The organism is Pseudomonas sp. LBUM1647, from assembly GCF_059716175.1.
Map to the genome: position 1 here is coordinate 3,163,700 of NZ_CP166809.1, position 22,046 is coordinate 3,185,745.

Below are 22,046 nucleotides of genomic sequence, written 5' to 3' on the forward strand. Positions count from 1 at the left end.
TGTACTACCGCCATCGCGAGCAAGCTCGCTCCCACAGGGGGTCGTGCAAACCTTGCAGGCATAAAAAAACGCCGCTCATCTCACGATGGGCGGCGTTTTTTATTGCGTTGCAGCGTTAGGCTTGAACGACCGGGATGTTGGCGTTCGCAGCAGCTTCACGGAACTCGGCGATCTGGTCGAAGGACAGGTAGCGGTAAACATCGGCCGCCATGCTGTCGATCTTGCCAGCGTATTCCATGTACTCCTCGACGGTCGGCAGGCGACCCAGGATGGAAGCAACAGACGCCAGCTCGGCCGAAGCCAGGTAGACGTTCGCGCCGTCACCCAGACGGTTCGGGAAGTTACGGGTCGACGTCGACACAACAGTCGAGTTCGGCTCTACACGTGCCTGGTTACCCATGCACAGCGAGCAACCTGGCATTTCCATGCGAGCGCCGGCCTTGCCGTAGATGCCGTAGTAGCCTTCTTCGGTCAACTGGTGAGCGTCCATTTTGGTCGGCGGCGACAGCCACAGACGGGTTGGAAGCTGACCTTTGACCTGTTCCAGCAACTTGCCGGCAGCGCGGAAGTGGCCAATGTTGGTCATGCACGAACCGATGAACACTTCGTCGATCTTCTCGCCAGCCACGCTGGACAGCAGACGGGCGTCGTCCGGATCGTTTGGCGCGCAGAGCACAGGCTCTTTGATGTCGGCCAGGTCGATTTCGATGATTTCAGCGTATTCGGCGTCAGCATCGGCAACCATCAACTCAGGGTTGGCGATCCAGGCTTCCATCGCTTGAGCACGACGTTCCAGGGTACGCGCATCGCCGTAGCCTTCGCCGATCATCCAGCGCAGCAGGGTGACGTTGGAGCTCAGGTACTCGGTGATCGACTCTTTCGACAGCTTGATGGTGCAACCGGCAGCCGAACGTTCGGCCGAGGCGTCGGACAGCTCGAACGCTTGCTCGATGCTCAGGTTGTCCAGGCCTTCGATTTCCAGGATGCGGCCGGAGAAGGCGTTCTTCTTGCCTTTCTTCTCGACGGTCAGCAGGCCAGCCTGAATCGCGAAGTAAGGAATGGCGTGAACCAGGTCACGCAGGGTGACGCCCGGTTGCATTTTGCCTTTGAAGCGCACCAGGATCGATTCCGGCATGTCCAGCGGCATAACGCCAGTGGCTGCGGCAAACGCTACCAGACCGGAACCGGCCGGGAACGAAATGCCCATCGGGAAACGGGTGTGGGAGTCACCACCGGTACCGACGGTGTCCGGCAGCAGCATACGGTTCAGCCAGCTGTGGATGATGCCGTCGCCCGGACGCAGGGAAACGCCGCCGCGGGTCATGATGAAGTCTGGCAGGGTGTGGTGGGTGGTCACGTCGATCGGCTTAGGGTAAGCCGCGGTGTGGCAGAAGGACTGCATCACCAGATCGGTCGAGAAGCCCAGGCACGCCAGGTCTTTCAGTTCGTCACGGGTCATAGGACCGGTGGTGTCCTGAGAACCCACGGTGGTCATTTTCGGTTCGCAGTAAGTACCTGGACGAACGCCTTTGCCTTCTGGCAGGCCGCAAGCTTTGCCGACCATTTTCTGCGCCAGGGTGAAGCCCTTGCCGGTGTCGACAGGTGCTTCAGGCAGTTTGAACAGGTCGGTAGGGCCCAGGCCCAATTCGGCACGGGCCTTGTCGGTCAGGCCGCGGCCGATGATCAGCGGGATACGGCCGCCAGCACGAACTTCGTCCAACAGCACCGGGGTCTTCATTTCGAAGGTGGTCAGGACTTCGTCAGTGCCGTGTTTGCAGACTTTGCCAGCATGCGGGTACAGGTCGATCACGTCGCCCATGTGCATGTTGGTGACGTCGAATTCGATTGGCAGTGCGCCAGCATCTTCCATGGTGTTGTAGAAGATCGGAGCGATTTTGCTGCCGAAGCAGAAACCACCGGCACGCTTGTTCGGCACGTTAGGAACGTCGTCGCCGAAGAACCACAGCACCGAGTTGGTCGCCGATTTACGCGAAGAACCGGTACCGACCACGTCACCGACGTAGGCGATCGGGAAGCCTTGACCGCGCATTTCTTCGATCTGCTTCATCGGACCGGTGACGCCCTGGACGTCAGGCACGATGCCTTCACGGGCCATTTTCAGCATGGCGAGGGCGTGCAGCGGGATGTCCGGACGGGACCAGGCGTCCGGAGCAGGGGACAGGTCGTCGGTGTTGGTTTCGCCGGTGACCTTGAACACGCGCAGGCTGATCTTGTCGGCCAGGACAGGGCGGTTTTTGAACCACTCGCCGTCAGCCCAGGATTGCAGCACGCCTTTAGCGTGAACGTTGCCGTTCTTGGCTTTTTCAGCGACGTCGTGGAAAGCGTCGAACATCAGCAGGGTGTGCTTGAGTTCTTCGGCAGCGACTGGCGCCAGTTCGGCGTCGTCCAGCAGATTGACCAGAGTCACGATGTTGTAGCCGCCCTGCATGGTGCCGAGCAGTTCAACAGCGCGTTTCTTGTCGATCAGAGGGGATTTTGCTTCGCCTTTAGCGAGGGCAGACAGGAAACCGGCCTTTACATAGGCTGCTTCGTCCACACCTGGCGGAATGCGATTGGTGATCAGGTCAACGAGGAAAGCTTCTTCGCCAGCCGGGGGATTCTTCAGCAGCTCGACCAGGCCTGCAGTTTGTTCGGCGTTTAGCGGCTGGGGAACGATACCCAGTGCTGCACGCTCTTCGATATGTTTGCGGTAGGCTTCAAGCACAGTTATTACCCTCATCAGTGGTCCCAAATGGGTGTCCGGGACGCTCATCCCGAAATTGCCGTACTCATGCGCTGCATGGCGTTTTGGGCCACTTAGCCAGAATTACCGACAATTCCTTACAGAAGCTGCTTTCAAAGTTTTACGCCTGCAGAACGGGGAGCTGATGAGGGTTGGCGTTGGGCTTTTCCCCGCTGGAAAAACCCTTCGCCAACACCGCTCTGAAGGAACGACTGTGCTCGTGACGCTTTGAAAACAGCTTCTAACGGACATTGGCGCCTTAAAAGGCTGGCTGATTCTACGGCAAAAAAAAATTAAAGGTAAGTTAGGCCCTCAAGATTGAGGGGTGATGAATGTTAGACAAAGGGCTAACATGCCGACCTGTTCTGCTTTCCCGTGCTCTCCCAACCTATGCCCAATCAGACCATCAAGACCCCCTGCGTCGGCCTCTGCTCCACTGTTTACGGTGATTTGGTGTGCCGTGGCTGCAAGCGTTTCCACCATGAAGTGATCAACTGGAATGGTTACAACGAGGAGGAAAAGCGCGCGGTGTGGCTGCGTCTTGAGCTGCTGCTGTCCCAGGTGATGGCCAGCAAGCTGGAGATTTTCGATCCCCAGCGCCTGCGTCTGCAGCTGGAGCAGCGCAAGATCCGCTTTGTGCCGCATCAGTCGGAATATTGCTGGGCGTATCAGTTGATCGCCCGGGGGGCGCGGGTCATCAACAACCTGGAAGCCTACGGGATGGTGCTGATGCCGGAGTTTCGCGACTGGAACCTGCCGGAACTGCGGGATGCCATTGATCGGGAGTTCTTTTTACTCTCCGAGGCGCATTACCAGCGCTACATCGCGCCGGGCTTCCTCAAGGACGCCTTTGGCGGCTGATTTTTAAAGTCAAAAGATCGCAGGCTTCGCCAGCTCCTACTGGGTATTGAGTTCAACCTGTAGGAGCTGGCGAAGCCTGCGATCTTTTGATCTTCTCTAATGCTGGGTCACGATCTCTTCCAGATGGTCCATGATCGTATCCGGCTTCAGCACCAGCACATCGCTCTCCACCGCATCCAGCACCACCTCCGCCGTATTCCCGATCAACGCCCCTGACAACCCGGACCGAGCCACGGTACCGATTACCGTCACGGCCGCCTGCAGCTTGTGGACCATGAACGGAATCAACACATCCGCCGGTCCTTCCTCGATATGCAGGTGCTCGTCATCAATGTCGAACTCGGCCTGAAACGATTTGCACTGTTCGCGATAGCGCGCCTCGATGGTTTCGCTGAGCTGCAACGTCGGGTCGGCCGCCGACAACATCGGTGACGGATGGGCACTGACCACGTGCAAATGGGCCTTGGCCAGGCTGGCAATGTCGTAACCGTGATCGACAATACAAGAGTGCAAGGTGCGGTGTTCGCCATCGGTATTACCGACGTCAATCGCCGCGAGAATGACCCCACCGGTCCAGGGCTTCGACGTTTTGACCAGCAGCACCGGCGTCGGGCAGTAACGCAGCAGCTTCCAGTCCGCCGGGGTCAGCAGGGCTTTTTTCAGCGGACTGTCGGGGTAATGCTGTTTGACCACCAGGCCGCAGCCTTCAGCTTGCTGCACATCGACGATGGTTTCGTGCAGGCTTTCGTTCCAGGCCTGCTCAGTGGTGACGCTGTAGCCGTCCTCGATCAGCGCGGCCTTGAGCACACCCAACATGCCGCTGTGGTCATGCTTGCGGTCGCAGACCAGCAGATGCAGATGAGCCTGGGTCACGCCGGCAATCAGTTTGGCCCGTTTGAGCGCCAGGCTTTCCGAGTGTTCAGGCTCGAGGACCACCAGAATGCTGCGAATGGCTTGCATGATCGGGATCTCCATGAAGTAAAAAATACTGCGTTGGACAACTATAGTTGCTGGCTGGCCATTCGGGACTTGATGTATATCAACGGTCGCGACTGGTGGTCTGCCGGCAGGCCGGTATAATCGGCGCCCTTCGATTTTGAACCTCTTATCCGTGAGCCCCATGATCCTTCCCGAAATTCACGAGTTCCTCGGCTGCCGCACCCCCGATGGCTGGGTTCAGGCCGCGCTGGCTGATCAGGACACCCTGCTGATCGATCACAAAAACTGTGAATTCAAGGCCGCCAGTACCGCGTTGAGCCTGATCGCCAAGTATCACTCCCACGTCGATCTGATCAACCTGATGTCGCGTCTGGCTCGGGAAGAGCTGGTGCACCACGAACAGGTCATGCGCCTGATGAAAAAGCGCAAGATCGAGCTGCGTCAGCTGTCTGCCGGGCGCTACGCTTCGGGCCTGCGCAAAGTGGTGCGCAGCCACGAGCCGGTCAAACTGGTGGACACCCTGGTGGTCGGCGCCTTTATCGAAGCCCGCAGCTGCGAGCGTTTCGAGGCGCTGGTGCCGCATCTGGACGAAGAGCTGGGCAAGTTCTACTTCGGCCTGCTGAAGAGCGAGGCCCGGCATTTCCAGGGTTACCTGAAACTGGCCTACCAGTACGGTGACGCCAAGGACATCGCCCAGGTGATCGACAAGGTTCGCGCCGCTGAGCAAGAGTTGATCGAGTCGCCAGACGTGGAATTTCGTTTCCACAGCGGTGTGCCAGCCGCGGCCTGACGCTTTCGACCGAAAATGTAAAAAACTCTTAAAAGAATGAAACATCTCCGAAAACCGACCCCCGAGGCCGGTTTTTGCTACCTGCGATAACCGTCCGGTCACCAATTGGCGCCATAATGCCGGCCACTTCACACAAGGGTTGGCAGACGGTCGTTATGGATAGCCTGGGTTTTGGCAAAGTACTGCTGGTGGAAGACGACGAAAAGCTCGCCGGGCTGATCGCGTATTTCCTGTCGCAACATGGCTTTGAGGTCCGGCAGGTGCACCGCGGCGACCTCGCATTGGCCGCGTTCCTCGAATTCAAACCGAAAGTCGTCGTGCTCGACCTGATGCTGCCGGGCCAGAGCGGCCTGCACGTGTGCCGCGAGATCCGCGGCGTGTCCGACACGCCGATCGTCATTCTTACCGCCAAGGAAGACGACCTTGATCACATCCTCGGGCTGGAGTCCGGCGCTGATGACTACGTGATCAAACCGATCAAACCGCCGGTTCTGCTGGCCCGGTTGCGCGCCTTGCAACGTCGCCAGACGCCGGACAGCAGCGTGTGCAGCGCTCTGGAATTCGGCCATCTGAGCATCGACCGCAGCTGCCGGGAAGTGCGGCTGGCGGGTGAGGGCATCGAACTCACTACCATGGAGTTCGAACTGCTGTGGTTGCTGGCCAGCGCCGCCGGCAAGATTCTGTCCCGTGACGACATCCTCAACCGTATGCGTGGCATTGCGTTCGACGGTCTTAACCGCAGCGTTGACGTCTACATCAGCAAGCTCCGAGGCAAGCTCAAGGACAATCCGCGCGAACCGGTGTGTATCAAGACCGTGTGGGGCAAGGGTTACCTGTTCAATCCGTTTGCGTGGGAGTTGTAAATGCTGCGGTTATTTTTGGGGTTGTTTCTGGTGATGACGGTGGGCCTGGTTCTGGGGCTGCAAACCGTCGAGCGCACGTTTGATGCGCTGCTCGACGGTCAGATGCAGAGCTACAACCGAGAGGCGGTGCGTGGCCAGGCCTGGTCGCTGGCCGAGCAGTTGCGCGGTCTTGACGGTTCGGCCCGGGAGCGACAACTGGAAGCGGTGCGCCCCCACTACGGCTTGGGCTTGACCCTGGTCGAGACCGATCAATTGTCCCTGACCGAGCAGGAGAAAGCCGAGTTGGCCCAGGGCCTGCTGGTGATTCGCGACAAATACACGCAGTTCATCTCGCGCATTGACGACGGTTCGCAACTGCTCAGCATCAAGCTGCCGGCCGAACCGAGCCTGATGCCGTTCTACATTGCCGCGGCCTATCTGATGATCGCGGTGATGATCGGTTTCGTGTTGCTTTTCTGGGTGCGCCCGCATTGGCGAGACCTGGAGAAACTGCGCCTGGCGGCCGAGCGTTTTGGTGATAACGACCTGTCGTCGAGGATCCAGCTGTCCAAGCGCTCGAACATCCGCGACCTGGCCGAACACTTCAACCTGATGGCGGCGCGCATCGAAGGCCTGATTGCCAATCAGCGCGAGCTGACCAACGCGGTGTCCCATGAGCTGCGCACGCCGATTGCCCGGCTGTCGTTCGAGCTTGACCAGCTCAAGCAGCAGCCCGATCCGGCCCAGAACCGTGAACTGATTGCCGACATGTACGCCGACCTCGGCGAACTGGAGGAGATGGTGTCCGAACTGCTCACCTATGCCAGCCTCGAGCGCGGCGCCACGGTGATCACACGGGAAAACATTAAGGCCAGCAGTTGGCTCGACAGCGTGGTCGGCAGCGTCGCGCTGGAAGCTGAAGCCGCCGGCGTGCAATTGCTGATTGTCGAGTGTCAGGTCGATGAGGTCCGCATCGAACCGCGCTTCATGGCTCGGGCGGTGATCAACCTGCTGCGCAATGCCATTCGTTATGCCGATGAGCGGGTGGAAGTGTCGTTGGTGCGCAACGGTGATCACTACGAAGTGCGGGTCAACGACGACGGGCCCGGCGTGCCGGTGGACGGGCGGGAGAAAATCTTCGAACCGTTCTCGCGCCTGGACGCCAGCCGCGACCGCCGCACAGGCGGCTTCGGCCTGGGTCTGGCGCTGGTGCGGCGGGTGTCGCAATCCCATGGCGGGCAAGTGGAAGTGGCGGACTCGCCGTGGGGCGGGGCGTCATTTCGCATGACCTGGGCGCACCAGGATTAGATCAAAAGATCGCAGCCTTCGGCAGCTCCTACATTGGCATGTCGTACACCCTGTAGGAGCTGCCGAAGGCTGCGATCTTTTAAAAGGTGTACACAATCTGCCCAGCCAATGATGTCTGCATCCGACTCTCGACAATCGGACTGTCCGCCGCATCGTTCGCCAGATATTGCACAGCCAGCACCGTCGAAACACTTAACGAGTCATTGATCGGCACTGTCCAGGTCAAATCCGCCCCGCGACTCACCAGCCCGCCATGCGTGTCATAAGCCCTGAACCGACTGCGCGACGCTTGGGCATCGCTGACGCCGTACTAGGTGCGCACGTAATTGCTGTCACCAAACTGGCTATTGAGGCTGCCTACGACCTTGCCATAGTCACCCTCATAAAACGGCGCGCTGATGCTCAGTTTCAAGCGGTTCCAGGCCGATCCGGTGTCGTGATCGTCATCGTCTTTTTCCAAGGCATGCTCAAAGCTCGCACCGAGGATAATCGGCCCCATGTGATAGCTGCCGTCGAACCCCAGCGCCGGGCGCGACTTGATCGAGCCCATGCCGTTCAGCTCATCCGAACCTTTGAACCCGGTCTTGCGATCCTTGCGCACATCACTGGCGCCGATGTACACGCTGAGGCCGAAATCGTCCTCGTCAAACGCCCACCCCAGACCCTTTTCAGTGTCCAGAAAGAATCCGTAAGGGCTGACGATTTCACCGCCCAGCAGCGGCGCCACCACGCGTTCGTCACTGCCGCTGTAACGGGGCACGCTGGCTGCACCGGCCCGCAAGGTGTAGCGCCAGTCTTCAGCGCGCAAAGAGTCAGTGGGAATGAGCAGGCAAAGCGAAGTCAACGACAGAGATAGCGAGCGAAACATGGGAGCACCCGTGGGAGTTTGGATGCGCCCATGCTAGGCGGCTGCCGGCCAGCAATCTTTGACAGCTTTGTCGGGAAACTGTCAAAGACTGTGAACCGGCTTAGCGGCTCAAACCCAAGCGCTCATGCCACTCGGCGATGGATTCTTCGGGATAGACGTCGAACTGCTTGTCCTTGGGGCGCACTTCGACTTCCACCCACGGCGCCCTGGAATCGAGCAGCAAGTGCGTGTGTTCCGGCGGTACCGGCAGCGGGGTGTCGATGGCAGAGGCAAACGGGTGAATCAGCTCCGGCCATTCCGGGCTGAACAGCCACAAGCCTGAACCACAGACAGAACAGAAATGCCGCTCGGCTGTGCTGCTGTGGGCGCGTTTATCGCCTTCGTCCTTGAGTCGTGCGTGATAAATCGCGATGTGCTTGCGCCCTCGCACTTTCAGGCTGTTGGCATCACCAGCAATATTGATCGCATACCCGCCACCGCCCTGAGTCTTGCGGCAGATCGAGCAGTAGCAACGCTGATACGGGTAGGGGTGGGCGCTGGTCAAACTGAACGACACCGCGCCGCAATGGCAGGAACCTTCGAGCTGCATGGGAACCTCCGACAGGTCTGGAACTTACCCAAGACAGCCTAGACCTTCAGCGCCCCTCGACCGGTACGAGAATCGCATCGCCGGTCGCCACCAATTTCAGCTGATCGCCGGTTTGCGCGAACAACTCGGCGCGGGTGAACACTTGCTTCTTGCCAGCCTTCACCACGCGACCCCGAGCGATGAACACTTCGCCGATGGCGGGTGCCAGGCAGTTCACTGAAAAATGTGAAGCCAGCACGTTGCCGGCGACCGTTCCGGCTGCGAATCCGCAGGCTGTGTCGAGCAGCGCGCCGATCAGCCCGGCGTGCAGGAAACCTGCGTACTGCGCCATATCGCTTTCGCGAAAAGCCATCGTGAGCTCGGCTTCGCCGCTCTCGGCGCGAGTGACTTCGAAACCGGCCCAGCGGTTGAAGGCTGAGGTTGAGTTGATCTGTTTGAGTGCGTTGAGCATGGCGAATCCCTCCGATTGAGAGATTCAACATGCGCCGGGTTTGGGGGGAAGTCATGGTGGATAAGGGAGGGTGATTGGGCGTTGGATTTGTGGTGAATGTGCTGGCCTCTTCGCGAGCAAGCCCGCTCCCACATTCGACCGCATTCATCCGGGAGAACTCGGTTAAATGTGGGAGCGGGCTTGCTCGCGAAGAACGATAACGCGGTCCCGCTGGACGCCCACCCGTGGCCGGGGCAGCATGGGCGCCTTCCTATTGGAGCCTTTGCCATGCGACGACTGCCTTCTCTGGCAGCACTCAGAACCTTCGAATGCGCCGCCCGCCACGCCCATTTCGGCCGGGCGGCGGCGGAGTTGTGCGTCACCGACAGCGCGGTCAGCCATCAGATTCGCCAGCTCGAAGAACAATTGGGCGTGACGCTGTTCATCCGTGAAGGCCGGCAGATTCGCCCGACGATGGCCGCCGGGCGCCTGATGCAAAGTTTGCAGCAGGCCTTCGAACTGATCGGCGATGCCTGTGATGAACTGCGTGACCCGTCATCGCTGGCGGTGTTGCGCCTGGCAGTCACAGCCGAGCTGGCGCAAAAGTGGTTGATGAGTCGCCTGACGGATTTTTACGCGCGCTATCCGCACATCACCTTGCACCTCTACGAGCAACCGATCGACGCCACCGCGCCAGGGGAAGACATCGACCTGGCGATCACTTACGGCACCGGCCCGGTGGACAGCAGCGCGTACTTTGTCCGGCCCTTGCCGGCGTTGCAGTTCTTCCCGGTGTGCAGCCCCGGACTGTTCAACCAGGGCACGTTGAAAACCCCGAAGGATCTGGCGCGTCACTGCCTGCTGCACGACGATCAGGACGGCAAGACCTGGACCGCCTGGCTCACCAGCCATGCCGGCGATCAGCGTCCGCAACGGCAGCTGTATTTCGCTCACGCGGGTTTGGCGCTGGAAGCGGCGGCCCAAGGCCAGGGTGTGGCCATGGGCGATAACTTGACCGCGCAGGAGGATTTGCTCAGCGGTCGTCTGGTCCGGCCGTTCACCTCCAGCATGACTGCACTCGGCCAATATGCGCTGGTGTGTGAGCGGGTGAGGCTGGAGCGCCCGGCAGTGGCGCAGATGCTGGAATGGTTCAACGATCAGCTGATCGATTGATGAGTTGAATTCAAGTATTCCGAAATAATCATCGTTGGCGGGGAGGGCGCTGGCGACCGTAGCCTGTGGTCATTCCAATCCCCGCTGATGAGGTTTGACCATGGCACGTTTGCTCGACTCCACCCCCAAACTCGATGGTTTCCGTTTGCCCGGCGAGTTCGAAACCAAGTCCGGTTGCTGGCTCGGCTGGCCGGAGCGCACCGACGTCTGGCGCAATGGCGCCAAGCCTGCGCAGAAAGTCTGGGTGCAGATCGTCACCGCCATCTCCCGGAGCGAACCGGTCACCGTGTGCGCCTCCGCCGCGCAGTTCGCCACCGCTCGCCGCCAGTTGCCGCCTCAAGTGCGGGTGGTGGAAATGACCTGCAACGACACCTGGTTCCGTGACAGTGGCCCATGCTTTGTGGTCAATGACGACAGCGGTGAGGTGCGCGGCGTGGACTTCGAGTTCAACGCATACGGCGGCCTCGACGGCGGCTTGTACTACCCGTGGGACAAGGACGACCAGATCGCCAGTAAAATCCTCGAAATCGAACGGTTCGACCGCTACCGTGCACCGCTGATTGCTGAACTGGGCGGTATCCAGAGCGACGGCCAGGGCAGCATTCTCACCACCGAGCAATGCCTGCTCAACCGCAACCGTAACCAGCACCTGGGCAAGGACGAGGTCACCCGGCGATTGACCGATTACCTCGGCGCCGAGCAAATCATCTGGCTGCCACGTGGCTGCAAATTCGACGAAACCGACGGCCATGTCGACGATCTCGCGTGCTTCGTGCGCCCCGGTGAAGTGGTGTTGCAATGGACCGATAATCGCGATGACCCGCAATGGGAAATCTACCAGGAGGCCTACGACATCCTGCGCAGCACCCGCGACAGCCGTGGCCGTGAACTGAAAGTGCACAAGTTGCCACAACCGGACGTGCTGGAATGGACTGCTGAAGAAGCCGAAGGTCTGGATCAGCAAGACAGCACCCACACCCGTCAGGCCGGGACGAAAATCTGCGCGTCGTACATCAACTACTACGCTGGCAATTCCTCGATCGTCGTGCCGCTGTTTGGCGATCGCAACGATCAGGCCGCACAGGCGACCCTCGCCGAACTGTTCCCGCAACACAAAATCGTCGGTATCGAAAACTCCCGGGAAATCCTCCTCGGCGGCGGTAACGTCGCGTGCATCACCATGCCGCAGTACGCAGGCAGTGCCTGCAACAAAAAGGGAGTTTGAAAATGGGCCTGCACAAACTGACTCAAGCATTACTGCTGGTGCTCGCACCCCTGTGTGTGCAGGCCGCCGACACCGCCAAACCGGTGGTCAATCTGTACATCTGGGGCGAGTACCTGGCCCCGGACACCCTGACCAATTTCGAGAAGAAAACCGGCATCCACGTGGTGGCTGATCATTTCGACTCCCTGGAAACCGTAGAGACCAAACTGCTCACCGGCCGTAGCGGCTATGACCTGGTGCTGACCGCTGGCCAGCATTTGTCCCGGGCGATTCAGAGCGGTGCGATTCAAACCCTGAACCCGCAACAGCTGCCGCATTTTGCTGGCGTGGGTGACGAGTTCCGCCAGCACATGGCGGTGTTCGATCCGGGCAATCGCTACGCCGGGATCTACGCCTGGGGCACCACCGGCGTCGGCTATCAGGAAGAGGCAATCAAGAAGCGCCTGCACGACGCGCCACGGGACAGTTGGGCGATGCTGTTCGACCCGGAGGTGGTGTCGAAATTTGCCGATTGCGGGGTGAGTTTGCTCAACGATCCCAACGAGGTTTTCGCCGCGGTCATGAAGTACATGGGCCTGGACATCAACCGTCAGAACCTCGATGACCTGAAGCGGGCCGAACAGCAACTGGCGAAAATCCGGCCCTACATCCGCTACTTCGACAATGACCTGAACATCAGCGACCTCGCCAATGGCAACACCTGCGTCGCGATGTCGTGGAACGGCAATGTGGCCATCGCCGCCGGACAGGCCGAGGCTGCGAACAAGCCGTTCAAGCTGAGTTATCGGATACCGAAGGAGGGCACGTTGATTTGGTTCGACGCGATGGTCATTCCCAAGGATGCGCCGCACCCGCAAGCGGGACTGGCGTTGATGGATTATCTGATGACGCCGGAGGTGATCGCGCCGATCACTGACACCATCCACTACGCCAACGCGATTACGGCGGCGGACGGCTTGATTGATCCGGCGATTCGCAATGATCCGGGGACGTATCCGTCGGCTGAGGTGAGGGCTTCGTTGTACAGCAAGAATGACAATGGCAAGGCGTTTAACCGGGCTTTGATTCGGGCGTTCAGTCGGTTGAAGTCGGGACTATGACTGGCCTGGGATGATGTGCTGAATGTGCTGACGCCTTCGCGAGCAAGTCGAATCGTCGCACCGCCGCTCCCACATTGGATTTGTGAACTCCCGGAATCCCCTGTGGGAGCGGGCTTGCTCGCGAAGAACGATAACGCGGTCTACTTGCCGGTCATCCGCCACAAATACCAGGCGGCCACTGTCCGGTACGGACTCCACGCCAACCCGATCTCAATCATCTGCTTGCGATTGGGCTGCACCTCCAGCCCCTTCATCCGCCGATATCCCTCACGCACCCCGAAATCATCGGCGGGCAAGATGTCCGGCCGCTCCAGGCTGTAGATCAACAACATCTCAACCGTCCAGCGCCCAACCCCACGCAAGGTAATCAACCGCTCGATCAGCGCCTCATCCTCCATGGCCAGTGCCGTGGCGTAATCCGGCACCACACCGTCCAGCGCCGCTTGGGCAATGCCCTGAATGGTCGCGATCTTGCTGGCGGAAAAGCCGCAACTGCGCAGTTGATCGAACCCGGTCGCGACAATCTGTTCAGGCCTCGGGAACGCGCCCGTCCCAAACAATGCCAGCAGCCGACCGACAATCGCATCCCCGGCCTTCGCATGCAGTTGCTGGTAGGCAATCGCCCGCACCAGCGACTCATAAGGATCGCGAGCCGCATGGGGCTGATGCAGGCAAGGGCCGATGGCGGCGATGTGGCGGCGCCAGTCCTCATCGATGGACGATAGAAACTCGGTGGCGGGCAGATAGGCGTCGGGCATGGGGTCAAGCTTTCCCGGACGGCGCCAACAGGGCGTTCACTTCGCCATAGGTGAAGGCCTTCAGCTCACGGCTGTCGAGTGTCCCTGTTTCCAGAAAGCTCTTGGCCAGCGCGCTCATGGCGCCATACAGAAACTCGGCGATGCGTGAACCCGCGCTCAAACGGCGTACGCCGAGGGCTTTTAGCTCTTCAGGCGATGGCAAGCCGGGGAGCCCGAGCACGTTCAACGGCAGCGGGGTGCCCTGGCACAGTGCAGCGATTTCGTACTCGGCGGTGACCCCGGCAGCAAACAACCCATCGGCACCGGCGGCTTGATACAACGCGGCGCGCTTGAGCGTCTCTGCCACGCGATCTTCGGCGGGGACCAGGCTCTTGAGGTACACATCGGTCCGGGCGTTGATGAATAGTTTCACGCCGCGACGTTCGGCCACCTGACGAGCGATTTCGATCTTGCGCACCAACAGCTCGGGCGGGGAAACACCGTCCTCGATGTTGATCCCCACCGCGCCGGCCGCGATGACGGCATCAATCACTTGGGCAACCCGCGTCAGGTCATCGGAATAACCGGCCTCGATGTCCACGGTCAGCGGCACCGAGATCACCCTGGCGATGGACTCGACCGTTGATATCAGGCGCTCAAGGGGCAGGGCGTTGCCATCCGGATAACCGTGAGCCCATGCCACCGCCGCGCTGCTGGTGGCAACGGCCTTGCTGCCCAGTTGCTCCACGATTCGCGCCCCGGCGGCATCGGCGACGTTGGTGAGAATCAGCAGGCCGTCCTGGTGCAACTGGTGAAATTGGTTTTCGAGCGTGTCCATCGAATGTCCTTCCTTATGACTTTTTGAGAAACCTGCAAGTAATCAGAATGCGAGTTGTTGCGTGATCTGAACCGCCGCTTTTTCCAGCCTGAGCAAGAACGCCTTGCGCGGTTGTCCTCCACCATAGCCGGTCAGCGAGCCGTCCGCGCCGATCACTCGGTGACAGGGCACAACAATTGAAAGACGGTTATGCCCGTTGGCCAGGCCCACGGCGCGACTGGCGCCGGGCTTGCCCAATAACGCCGCAATGGCGCCGTAGGTGCTGGTCTGGCCGTACGGGATCTTCGCCAGTTCGGCCCAGACCTGTCGGGCGAAATCGCTGCCAGGCAAGTGTAGTGGAACGTTGAAGTCAGTGAGTTTGCCGGCGAAATACTGCGTCAGTTCGGCTTCAATCTGCTGCAAATGCGCGTTATGTCCTGGCGCGACGGCATAGCCGTATCGATTCTGCAATTCTTCGACTTCCTTGGTCAGCGCTGGCCGATCAAGAAACTCCAGCAGCACCAGCCCGCGTCGTTCAGCCATGGCAATCATCGGCCCCAGCGGTGTGGTCAGGCGAGTGAACAGCAGTGGCTCGCTGTGGGCGGCGCGGCCGGGCGTGATGTTGAAGGACTTTTGAAACGCATCGCGAAACCCGCTCAAGGATTCGTAGCCCGAATCGAACGCCGCGTTGTCGATGGAATCGCCCTGTTTGATCCCGCCCAACGCCATGCCGAGGCGTCGGGTGCGCAACCAGGCGTGAAAGGTCATGCCGAAATGCTGCTTGAACCAGCGGCGCAGTTTCAGCGGTTCGATGCCCTCGGCCAGCAGATGGGCATCGGTCCAGCGCTGCTCGGAGTCGGCGTCCACCGATTTGAGCAGCTTCTGCACCCAGTCCGGTGCGATGGCCGCCGCGTCCAGCGGTTTGCAGCGCAGACAGGCGCGATAGCCCGCGGACATGCACTCATCGGCATGGGCGAAGAACTCGACGTTCTCCGGTTTCGGCTTGCGCGCCGTGCAACTGGGGCGACAGAAGATGCCGGTGGTTTTGACCGCGGTAAAGAACACCCCCTCGTAGGCGGTGTCTCGTTCGAGCATGGCGCGAACCATCTCGGCGTGGGGCGGAAGCAAAGCGTTTTGTAGGTTCATGAGGTGAGCATAAGACGCGTCGTCCAGCGCCTCCACCGGAAAATCGACAGAGAATTCCAGTCATTCGTCATGAAGACTGCCTAATGCCTATGTCGGTGATGGATGTCCGGAAAATGTGGATGACTGTGGCGCAGCGGTGTGTGTTCATGCTCGTGACTGTGGGGCTCGGTTCCGTCCCACTGAAACGAATGTTCATGTTGATGATGCTCGTCATGCACGTGGCGATGAGCATGCTTGAGTGCATCGTGTTGATGCTCATGGGCATGATTTTCCTTGAGGTGAATCCAGACCCCAAGGCCCATCAACAGCGAAGCGGCCCAAAACGTCAGCGTGACGGGTTCATCCAGCAGCAGGATGGCGATTGCCGCGCCGAGGAAAGGTGCGGTGGAAAAGTAGGCGCCGGTACGCGCAGTGCCCAGGCCTCGGAGTGCCAGAACGAACAACACCAGGCTGATGCCATACCCCAGGAAACCAACGATCAACGTAGGCCCCAGCACCGTCATGTGTGGCAGTGTTGCGCCGAGCAACAGCGCCAGAGCACAGTTCACCGACCCGGCGACCAACCCCTTGATGCCGGCAATAAACAGCGCATCCGAGGCCGACACCTTGCGCGTCAGGTTGTTATCGATCGCCCAGCAGACGCAGGCCAGCGCTACCGCCAACGGTCCTATCCAGCCCTGTGACTGCGCCGGGTTCTGGGGCCAGGCCAGTAGCAAGCCACCCGCGACGATGGCCAGCATTCCGGCAACGATGCGCCGGTCAGCGTTCTCCTTGAATACCATCCAGGCCAGGACGGCGGTCAATACCGATTCGAGGTTGAGCATCAGCGAGGCCGTGGCACCGGAGGTCAGGGTCAAACCGAACATCAGCGCCACCGGCCCGAGCACGCCGCCAAACGCGATGGCACCGATCAGCCAGGGCCACTCTGACGATTTCAGGCCGCTGGACTGCCAGCCCCGGTCGCGCAAAAGTCTGACGAGCGTCAGGCCCAGACCGCTGCCCAGATACAACAACCCGGCCAAAAGGATCGGCGAAAGGCTCAGGCCCAGCAACTTGGCCAATGGCGTACTCGCGCCAAAAAGAGCGGCAGCGCCAAGGGCGTAGACAACGTTCAGGTTCATTCAAGGCTCGTCGGGTATTGAGACGTGATCAAACGCAGTTTGAACCTGCGTTGCATCCCGTCAATCCATAACTTCAGGCCCGCCGCGCCATCAGCAACACCGAAGCCGCCGCTGACAACAATCCCGCGCAGCAACGATTGAATATCCGCTTGCCCCGGGGTTCGGCGAACCAGCGGCGCATGTGCAGGCCCATGTAGGCGTAGGCACCGATGGCGATCCATTCCAGCACCAGGAACAACGCGCCCAACACGGCGAATTGCGGCGATACGGCTTGGGTCGAGTCGACGAACTGGGGCAGGAACGCGGTGAAGATCAGGATCGCTTTCGGATTACCGGCCGCCACCAGGAACTCCTGCCGCGCCAACGCCAGCATCCCCACCGGCGCACCCGCCACCACGTTTTCCGCCCCGGGATCGGCGCGCCACAATTGCCAGGCAAGGTAAAGCAGATACGCCGCCCCCAGAATCTTGATCCCGTAGAACAACAATTCCGACGTTTGCAGCACCACCGCCAGCCCCGCCGACGCGAGGGCGATCATGCCGGCGAACGCGAGCAGTCGACCGATCCCGGCGACACAGGCGGAGCGATAGCCGTAGCGGGTCGAATTGCTGACCGACAACAGGTTGTTCGGCCCGGGCGCCATGTTCAGGGCGAAGCAGGCCGGAAGAAACAGGGTGAGGGTGGCGAGGTCCATGGCGGGGCTCCAAAAGCAGGAGCGGTATTTTTATCACAGGCCTGGGGTGGCTTGACCCATACAGTGGTGGACGTCGGTCGCGGTACAGCTGAGGGGTGTTTTGTTCAATACAGCCGTCAGGTCGCACTTTACCTTGGGGCCTCGTTCAACTGAATTGAAGAAGGTCTGTGATGAGTCTGATTATCTCGATGGCGGTGTTTGCACTGGTGGCCTCGATAACGCCAGGGCCGGTGAATATCGTGGCGTTGAGTTCCGGCGCGCAGTTTGGTTTTCGCGCCAGTCAACGGCATGTGGCCGGGGCGACGCTGGGTTTCGTCGTGTTGTTGGTGTTGATGGGATTAGGCCTGCATGAGGTGTTGCAGCGATGGCCAGCGCTGACGCAGGTGGTGCAATGGGCGGGTGTGGCGTTCCTGTTGTACATGGCCTTCAAGTTGGCGGCCGACAAGGGGCATCTGGATGCGAAGGAGTCAGGTCGGGCGCCGTCGATGCTGTATGGCGCGGTCATGCAATGGCTCAACCCGAAAGCCTGGCTGGCCTGCGTAGCCGGCATGGGCGCTTTTGTGGCGGATGGCGAGGCGCGGCTGGTCTGGCAGTTTGCAGCGGTGTATCTGGTGGTTTGCTACGTGTCGGTCGGCTGTTGGGTCTACGCCGGGACGTTTTTGCGCGGGTATTTGAGCAACCCGGCCGGCATGCGCCTGTTCAATCGGAGCATGGCGTTGTTGCTGGCGGGGAGTGCGGTGTATTTGTTGTTAGGCTGAATGTCGCAGAACAAATCCGGCCCCGCAAAAGCGGGGCGCGAACTCAGGTATCAAGCGTCAACGGATACCGCTGAGCAAATCGACCACCTCTCGTGGTAAGGGTGTAAATCGCCCGCCCCGCAGTTGGCTGATGGCGTACAGCGCACTGGCGGTTCGACCGTTGCCGTCGCCAAACGCCTGGAATCCGATAACGGTCGCAAGCAGATGTTTGTCGATGTATTGATGGGCGATATCCAGCGTTTTCAAATGCTGTTCCATCAAGGCATAACCGGCGATGCTGCCGGTATATTTGGTTGCTTGGCCAGCGTCGCGCACTTTGCCCGCGACCGCAGGCGCAAGCAGGTCGTGTATTTGCGTAATGACGTCTGGATCAGTCAAGGATTTGCTGTTGCCCGCATACTCACGCAGTACCGAGACGAAGTTGTCGACGTCATTGGCTTGGGAGGATGCTCCGTTCACCATCCAGGCCCCGGCTCTCTGTATCGGGTCGGTAAAGCCCTTAGGATTGAAGGCTGCCTCTGCTAATACGGCGTTGTAAGGCGGCTGGCCCAGATCCAGTTGCAACAGGTTTTGTTGATGGTTCCGGAGATAGATAGCTTTTTTGGCTTCAATCTCGGCAACGTTGGCCAACGAGTCGAAATAATCTTGTGCTGTGAGACGTTTATTGGTGTAGCTGGTGGGGTGCGTGGTCATGAAGGTGGTTAATAAATCTTCCAACGCCTTTTGGCCAATCAGCGAGCTCAGTTGTTGTGCTTGCTTGCTTTGAAGCGCCGCATCTCTGGCGGCGCTATTGAACAGGTGCTGCAACTCGGCAGGGTCGGCACCCTTTAACAGGGAAATATTCTTGTCGCTCAGGCGCACCAGCACCTCTTCGAATGTGGTGATGCCGTCACTCTTGAACAACGCCCGCGCATGGGACACGGTGTCCAGCGACATGCGGATCCCCGCGGCTGCACCGGTGTGGTCGAGGGCGCGCAGCAGGTTGTAGGAATGGGCGCCTGTCAGGCGATACAGCTGCACCCTGACGATATGCGCCGCAGCGGCAGTATGGCCGGCGAGTTTTATCGCGCCTCTGCCAATCAGTTTTACACCGCCCTTGATAAGGGTCGGTATTCCGTCCAGCGGGTTCAACAGGGAAACGACGGTGCGCGTGCCAATCCGGGACGCGGACAACAATTTTGTGGCCAATGACGCGCTCTTTCCAACGGCCTTGCCCACTTGTGCCGGCACGCTGGCAAAGACAAAGGCAACAGCCGCCGCGTCCATCACGCAACTGGCGATCGCGTCCCGCTGCCTGGCCGGAACACCGGAAGACAAACCCTCGATGCATTCCTTGAACGGAATGATCAAATTCAACAGCGTATTAAAGATGACATCGAACTTTTCCGCCGCCAGTTCCTGTTCCGTGCTGTCACGGCCCATGTCCGCCAGTTCACTTTCGGTCAGGAAGGGATGCTGCTCAGCGATCAGGTTGCTGATGGCTTTTATGCGCTCGGCGTTGAAGTAAGCCAACGGTTTACTGGAGTGGGTCGGGTGCGACGCACTGTCGAATTCACCTATCTTGCGCACGAATACCGAAGACTTCGTATCACTGCGGGGCGCAGCGTTTTTAAAGTAGGCCTCCAGATCCAGTGGCGCATCCAGAAGGGCGTTGTCTTTGACAAAGTTGGCCCGTGTGCCGTCCTGTTCATAACTAAACAGGTATTGACCGACTCTCTCCCTGAGTTCCGGCGTGCTCCGGCATTCAGAGCGCAACGGAAACAGCTCGAAGCAGCGAACCAGCGTGCCTTGATATTCCGCACAAATAATCACGCCGTACCGGCCCGTTCGCTCCCGTGTCGCCTCGGGTATTGAACTTGCGTTAAAAGTGTGTCTGTAGGCTTCTATGCGGTAGATAGCCAATCGCCCATGTTCGATAAATCTTCTGTTGGATTCCTCCAACTGTGAAAACACATAGCGAATCGTGGTCGACAGGCCGGATATCAGATCGTTGTAGTGATTGTGCACGGCTGTTTCATATAGGTCGGCAACCGGGTACAGCGCCTTGAGCCTGGGAAACTCCTGATAAATATTGCGGCCCCTGGTACGCCCCCAGTCTTGCGTGTGAAGTTGGTCGCTCATGTACAAGTCCAACACTGACACTTTGCGTCCGCTACCACCACCGGAGCCCCGGTGTTTGACCAGCCGTTCATGAGGGTCGCAGGCCGGTACGTTCGATGTCAGCTCTTTCAATGCGAGGGCTTTGCGTCGGGGAATTGGCTTGTTGATCGCGTTAAGCGCGGTAGACAGCGTCTCGACATACTCGTTATAGGCCTTGATGCCTTTATTGATCGTTTCGAGGCTCAGGTTGCCGTCCGCGTCGCGTTGGATCAGTCCATTCATCAATGCCCACGTAACAACCGGGTCAATCCCCGCGATAGCGTGCAAATCGTTGAGTTGCGGGGTGAGCCCCGAGATCGGGCTAAAGCCCAGCAAGTGTTCATAGGTCATGCGCCGGGAGCAGCCGGGAACAATGCTTTCGGCCAGGCCCACGGCTTGGCAGAGGATGACCCAGCCCGGGGTTCCGACCTTCAACGACGCGGGTAGTTCGCGCACCAGATACTCCGGTGCCATACCCGCCAATGCCAGTTCGGCCACCAGGGGGGCGATGAGTTTATCGAGCTTGAAGCGCTGAATCAGATGCGCTTCCAGGTCGTTGCGGACATCGGAAGGCCGGCGCTGAACCTGGGCTGAGGAGTAAAGGTTGAACCCTGCAAACGTCGTGTTGGCCGTGTCTACCTCGGGATCGAGGTCCAGCAGCATGGCGGCGATCAGCAACTGATCGACAAATTGTTTCGACGCCTTGGGGCCTGACTCGTCGGTGAACCAACCCAGCGCATCAATGTAGTTTTGCCCGGTTTCATCCAGCAGGCGCGCGTCGCTGATCAGCCGTTGCAAGCGGTACTCGAGGCCCTGCGGCTGCTTGTCCGATCCTGCGTTTTCCATCACCAGCGATGCGCCAAAGTATTCGGCCAACGGCATTTCGTTGCCGGTCAGTTGCGCGGTGATGTCGCGAATAATCGCGCGTTTACTCTTGGTTAACTCGAAGGGCGAATCCTCTGGAGCGTCCAGCAGCTCCCAGTAGTTACCCGTGTCCGGCACGTCCGGAATAACGGCAAAGTTGAGCAGGTCAATCAGCGCTTTGGTACTTTCTTCATTGGTGGGCAGTGGCAAGTTGTGAAAACGCAGCCATTGGCCAACGGCAATTCGATTATTGGAAGATATGGAGCCGCCCGTCAGCCTGGCCATCTTTACCATTAACGCCAGATTCTGTTTGAACTCGGCAACGTCGGTAATATGAGAGGTGATGTCGACGCGCGCGAAGAAACGGTTGGTAACATATTCAGCTACATCGCCAGGGCGGCCGAAAGTGCTGATGTCTTCCCGGACGTAATAGAGACGGCCTTCTTGGTCAACATGGAAACTGGCGTGTTCGCTGATAAATTGTTCGGCGCGGATGTTCATGAAGTCGGGCTGTCGAATCATTCGCGACAAAAGAAAGGCGCTGCTGTGATGAACTTCATGGAAGGCGGAGTTGGGCACGCAGGAAACGGCCAGTCGATCCCACGGCCACGCCAAGGTCTGGTGAAATAACTCATCCCCCATGGCGTTGGTGAGCGCTTCGGTAATCGCCATTCGTTGGCGTTCATCGCCGGAAGTCAGGTTGGCCTGTTCTTGCAATTGCATGATTTAAGTTCCATCTTCGAGTGAGTGAGTAAGTTTCCTGGTTGGCGGGAACTTGCCCATTACGCTAATTGAACTGATGCACGTTGTTGTTTTAGCTATATGTCCATATATGTATAAAACAGACGTGGGGTGGGCAGGGTGTCGGGTGGCGCGCCAAATACCTTAGTGGGACGATGTGT

General features: G+C 59.4%; 18 protein-coding genes and 1 pseudogene. 8 read left to right on the plus strand and 11 right to left on the minus strand.

Features of this window, described 5'->3' with window-relative positions; all coding sequences use genetic code 11:
- Positions 1-115: 115 nt before the first annotated feature.
- Positions 116-2,725 (minus strand): bifunctional aconitate hydratase 2/2-methylisocitrate dehydratase, encoded by a 2,610-nt coding sequence (gene acnB, locus ACA059_RS14440; protein WP_497634678.1) that lies wholly within the window; start codon positions 2,723-2,725, stop codon positions 116-118.
- 408 nt (positions 2,726-3,133) lie between these two features.
- Between acnB and ACA059_RS14445 the strand changes: the two genes are divergently transcribed.
- Complete coding sequence (locus ACA059_RS14445) at positions 3,134-3,604, plus strand: DUF1289 domain-containing protein (RefSeq protein WP_123364374.1); 471 nt, start codon at positions 3,134-3,136, stop codon at positions 3,602-3,604.
- 96 nt (positions 3,605-3,700) lie between these two features.
- Here the strand turns inward: ACA059_RS14445 and uspL are convergent, their stop codons facing one another.
- The gene (uspL, locus tag ACA059_RS14450; RefSeq protein WP_056741759.1) at positions 3,701-4,564 is read right to left on the minus strand and encodes a universal stress protein UspL; all 864 of its coding nucleotides are present in this window, start codon (positions 4,562-4,564) and stop codon (positions 3,701-3,703) included.
- Positions 4,565-4,724: 160 nt separating this feature from the next.
- On the opposite strand from uspL, the gene ACA059_RS14455 reads away from it, so the two are divergent.
- From ACA059_RS14455 to ACA059_RS14465, 3 genes are all read left to right on the plus strand, one after another.
- Positions 4,725-5,333 (plus strand): MiaE family protein, encoded by a 609-nt coding sequence (locus ACA059_RS14455; protein WP_497634449.1) that lies wholly within the window; start codon positions 4,725-4,727, stop codon positions 5,331-5,333.
- 155 nt (positions 5,334-5,488) lie between these two features.
- Positions 5,489-6,196, plus strand: a complete 708-nt coding sequence (locus ACA059_RS14460; RefSeq protein WP_497634679.1) for a winged helix-turn-helix domain-containing protein — start codon at positions 5,489-5,491, stop codon at positions 6,194-6,196.
- Positions 6,197-7,483 carry an ATP-binding protein gene (locus ACA059_RS14465; protein WP_497634450.1) on the plus strand — a complete coding sequence of 429 codons (1,287 nt, stop codon included), beginning with the start codon at positions 6,197-6,199 and terminating at the stop codon, positions 7,481-7,483.
- A gap of 79 nt (positions 7,484-7,562) precedes the next feature.
- Here ACA059_RS14465 and ACA059_RS14470 read toward each other — a convergent pair.
- The 3 genes and pseudogenes from ACA059_RS14470 to ACA059_RS14480 all read right to left on the minus strand — a co-directional run bounded on the left by ACA059_RS14470 (position 7,563) and on the right by ACA059_RS14480 (position 9,391).
- Positions 7,563-8,351 (minus strand): annotated as a pseudogene (locus ACA059_RS14470) (MipA/OmpV family protein).
- A 100-nt stretch (positions 8,352-8,451) separates the two neighbouring features.
- Entirely contained in the window at positions 8,452-8,940 is a 489-nt protein-coding gene (locus ACA059_RS14475; RefSeq protein WP_497634451.1) for a GFA family protein, read from the minus strand.
- A 46-nt stretch (positions 8,941-8,986) separates the two neighbouring features.
- Positions 8,987-9,391, minus strand: coding sequence for a PaaI family thioesterase (locus ACA059_RS14480; protein ID WP_497634452.1), 405 nt, complete (start codon positions 9,389-9,391; stop codon positions 8,987-8,989).
- A 267-nt stretch (positions 9,392-9,658) separates the two neighbouring features.
- Between ACA059_RS14480 and ACA059_RS14485 the strand changes: the two genes are divergently transcribed.
- From ACA059_RS14485 to ACA059_RS14495, 3 genes are all read left to right on the plus strand, one after another.
- Positions 9,659-10,543: a LysR substrate-binding domain-containing protein gene (locus ACA059_RS14485; RefSeq protein ID WP_497634453.1), complete on the plus strand. Its 885-nt coding sequence runs from the start codon at positions 9,659-9,661 to the stop codon at positions 10,541-10,543.
- A 100-nt stretch (positions 10,544-10,643) separates the two neighbouring features.
- Positions 10,644-11,768 carry an agmatine deiminase gene (gene aguA / locus ACA059_RS14490; protein ID WP_497634454.1) on the plus strand — a complete coding sequence of 375 codons (1,125 nt, stop codon included), beginning with the start codon at positions 10,644-10,646 and terminating at the stop codon, positions 11,766-11,768.
- A gap of 2 nt (positions 11,769-11,770) precedes the next feature.
- On the plus strand, positions 11,771-12,868 hold the full coding sequence (locus ACA059_RS14495) for an extracellular solute-binding protein (RefSeq protein WP_497634455.1): 1,098 nt from the start codon (positions 11,771-11,773) through the stop codon (positions 12,866-12,868).
- Positions 12,869-13,008: 140 nt separating this feature from the next.
- Here ACA059_RS14495 and ACA059_RS14500 read toward each other — a convergent pair whose 3' ends face one another.
- From ACA059_RS14500 to ACA059_RS14520, 5 genes are all read right to left on the minus strand, one after another.
- On the minus strand, positions 13,009-13,626 hold the full coding sequence (locus ACA059_RS14500) for a DNA-3-methyladenine glycosylase family protein (RefSeq protein WP_497634456.1): 618 nt from the start codon (positions 13,624-13,626) through the stop codon (positions 13,009-13,011).
- A 4-nt stretch (positions 13,627-13,630) separates the two neighbouring features.
- The gene (locus tag ACA059_RS14505) at positions 13,631-14,443 is read right to left on the minus strand and encodes an isocitrate lyase/PEP mutase family protein (protein ID WP_497634457.1); all 813 of its coding nucleotides are present in this window, start codon (positions 14,441-14,443) and stop codon (positions 13,631-13,633) included.
- A 42-nt stretch (positions 14,444-14,485) separates the two neighbouring features.
- The gene (locus ACA059_RS14510) at positions 14,486-15,568 is read right to left on the minus strand and encodes a bifunctional transcriptional activator/DNA repair enzyme AdaA (protein WP_497634458.1); all 1,083 of its coding nucleotides are present in this window, start codon (positions 15,566-15,568) and stop codon (positions 14,486-14,488) included.
- 80 nt (positions 15,569-15,648) lie between these two features.
- On the minus strand, positions 15,649-16,689 hold the full coding sequence (locus ACA059_RS14515) for a DMT family transporter (protein WP_497634459.1): 1,041 nt from the start codon (positions 16,687-16,689) through the stop codon (positions 15,649-15,651).
- Between the two features lie 73 nt (positions 16,690-16,762).
- Positions 16,763-17,383: a LysE family translocator gene (locus tag ACA059_RS14520; RefSeq protein ID WP_497634460.1), complete on the minus strand. Its 621-nt coding sequence runs from the start codon at positions 17,381-17,383 to the stop codon at positions 16,763-16,765.
- Between the two features lie 170 nt (positions 17,384-17,553).
- Between ACA059_RS14520 and ACA059_RS14525 the strand changes: the two genes are divergently transcribed.
- Positions 17,554-18,141 (plus strand): LysE family translocator, encoded by a 588-nt coding sequence (locus ACA059_RS14525; RefSeq protein ID WP_497634461.1) that lies wholly within the window; start codon positions 17,554-17,556, stop codon positions 18,139-18,141.
- A gap of 57 nt (positions 18,142-18,198) precedes the next feature.
- Here the strand turns inward: ACA059_RS14525 and ACA059_RS14530 are convergent, their stop codons facing one another.
- Entirely contained in the window at positions 18,199-21,867 is a 3,669-nt protein-coding gene (locus ACA059_RS14530) for a hypothetical protein (RefSeq protein ID WP_497634462.1), read from the minus strand.
- Positions 21,868-22,046: the final 179 nt, after the last annotated feature.

Excerpts from the sequence above, each read along its gene's own strand:
- ACA059_RS14445 (WP_123364374.1), top strand. The coding sequence starts at position 3,134 with ATGCCCAATCAGACCATCAAGACCCCCTGCGTCGGCCTCTGCTCCACT.
- uspL (WP_056741759.1), bottom strand. The coding sequence starts at position 4,564 with ATGCAAGCCATTCGCAGCATTCTGGTGGTCCTCGAGCCTGAACACTCG.
- ACA059_RS14455 (WP_497634449.1), top strand. The coding sequence starts at position 4,725 with ATGATCCTTCCCGAAATTCACGAGTTCCTCGGCTGCCGCACCCCCGAT.
- ACA059_RS14460 (WP_497634679.1), top strand. The coding sequence starts at position 5,489 with ATGGATAGCCTGGGTTTTGGCAAAGTACTGCTGGTGGAAGACGACGAA.
- ACA059_RS14465 (WP_497634450.1), top strand. The coding sequence starts at position 6,197 with ATGCTGCGGTTATTTTTGGGGTTGTTTCTGGTGATGACGGTGGGCCTG.
- ACA059_RS14475 (WP_497634451.1), bottom strand. The coding sequence starts at position 8,940 with ATGCAGCTCGAAGGTTCCTGCCATTGCGGCGCGGTGTCGTTCAGTTTG.
- ACA059_RS14480 (WP_497634452.1), bottom strand. The coding sequence starts at position 9,391 with ATGCTCAACGCACTCAAACAGATCAACTCAACCTCAGCCTTCAACCGC.
- ACA059_RS14485 (WP_497634453.1), top strand. The coding sequence starts at position 9,659 with ATGCGACGACTGCCTTCTCTGGCAGCACTCAGAACCTTCGAATGCGCC.
- aguA (WP_497634454.1), top strand. The coding sequence starts at position 10,644 with ATGGCACGTTTGCTCGACTCCACCCCCAAACTCGATGGTTTCCGTTTG.
- ACA059_RS14495 (WP_497634455.1), top strand. The coding sequence starts at position 11,771 with ATGGGCCTGCACAAACTGACTCAAGCATTACTGCTGGTGCTCGCACCC.
- ACA059_RS14500 (WP_497634456.1), bottom strand. The coding sequence starts at position 13,626 with ATGCCCGACGCCTATCTGCCCGCCACCGAGTTTCTATCGTCCATCGAT.
- ACA059_RS14505 (WP_497634457.1), bottom strand. The coding sequence starts at position 14,443 with ATGGACACGCTCGAAAACCAATTTCACCAGTTGCACCAGGACGGCCTG.
- ACA059_RS14510 (WP_497634458.1), bottom strand. The coding sequence starts at position 15,568 with ATGAACCTACAAAACGCTTTGCTTCCGCCCCACGCCGAGATGGTTCGC.
- ACA059_RS14515 (WP_497634459.1), bottom strand. The coding sequence starts at position 16,689 with ATGAACCTGAACGTTGTCTACGCCCTTGGCGCTGCCGCTCTTTTTGGC.
- ACA059_RS14520 (WP_497634460.1), bottom strand. The coding sequence starts at position 17,383 with ATGGACCTCGCCACCCTCACCCTGTTTCTTCCGGCCTGCTTCGCCCTG.
- ACA059_RS14525 (WP_497634461.1), top strand. The coding sequence starts at position 17,554 with ATGAGTCTGATTATCTCGATGGCGGTGTTTGCACTGGTGGCCTCGATA.
- ACA059_RS14530 (WP_497634462.1), bottom strand. The coding sequence starts at position 21,867 with ATGCAATTGCAAGAACAGGCCAACCTGACTTCCGGCGATGAACGCCAA.